1 protein-coding gene is annotated in these 698 nt (G+C 59.0%); it reads left to right on the plus strand.

Going from position 1 to position 698, the window contains the following annotated elements; genetic code table 11:
- Positions 1-698 (plus strand): acetyl-CoA carboxylase, carboxyltransferase subunit beta (accD, locus tag C3418_RS23825; protein WP_103859396.1); only part of this gene is annotated, 698 nt, incomplete at both ends.

Genomic DNA, 698 nt, shown 5'->3' on the forward strand with positions numbered 1-698 from the left:
GTCCTGTACCGCGCCGAACTGGAGCGTAATCTCGAAGTTTGTCCGAAGTGCGATCACCACATGCGTATGTCGGCGCGTAACCGCCTGCATAGCCTGCTGGATGAAGGTTCTCTGGTTGAACTGGGTAGCGAGCTTGAGCCGAAAGATGTGCTGAAGTTCCGTGACTCCAAGAAATACAAAGACCGTCTGGCCTCTGCGCAAAAAGAGACCGGCGAGAAAGATGCCCTGGTGGTGATGAAAGGCACCCTGCACGAGATGCCGGTTGTCGCGGCGGCGTTTGAGTTCTCCTTTATGGGCGGCTCAATGGGCTCCGTAGTGGGCGCGCGCTTCGTGCGTGCCGTTGAGCAGGCGCTGGAAGACAACTGTCCGCTGATCTGCTTCTCCGCCTCCGGTGGTGCCCGTATGCAGGAAGCGCTGATGTCGCTGATGCAGATGGCAAAAACCTCCGCAGCGCTGGCGAAAATGCAGGAGCGCGGTCTGCCGTACATCTCCGTGCTGACCGACCCAACCATGGGCGGCGTATCGGCAAGTTTTGCGATGCTGGGCGATCTGAACATCGCTGAACCGAAAGCGCTGATCGGCTTTGCCGGCCCGCGCGTTATTGAACAAACGGTACGTGAAAAGCTGCCGCCGGGCTTCCAGCGCAGTGGGTTCCTTATCGAGAAAGGGGCTATCGACATGATCGTTCGCCGCCCGGA

It is taken from the genome of Aeromonas sp. ASNIH8 (genome assembly GCF_002919855.1).
Classification (GTDB): Bacteria; Pseudomonadota; Gammaproteobacteria; order Enterobacterales; family Aeromonadaceae; genus Aeromonas; species Aeromonas caviae.